The following is a 258-nucleotide window of genomic DNA, read 5'->3' on the forward strand; positions in this document are numbered from 1 at the left end:
CGGTTCGGCGCCGCCCGCCTACGACGCTCCGGCCGTCGCCGCTCCGGCGTACGACGCGCCGACCCCGTCCGCCGCACCGGTCTACGACTCGCCGGTCGTCGAGCAGCCCGCGCAGGACTTCGGGTCGCCGTCATTCGGCGAGTACGGCCAGGCGCCCGCGCCCCAGCCGGCCACCGCGTCCGCCCCGCCCGCCTACGCCGGCTTCCCGGCGCCGCAGGTGACGGGCGAGTACCCGGCCGCGCAGCCGGAGCAGAGCTC

The 258-nt window shown here is 79.1% G+C and carries 1 pseudogene; it reads left to right on the forward strand.

Annotated elements, in window-relative coordinates:
- Positions 1-258, forward strand: a pseudogene (locus FJ658_RS16500) (hypothetical protein); the annotation flags it as partial.

It is taken from the genome of Schumannella sp. 10F1B-5-1 (genome assembly GCF_006517535.1).
GTDB lineage: Bacteria > Actinomycetota > Actinomycetes > Actinomycetales > Microbacteriaceae > Schumannella.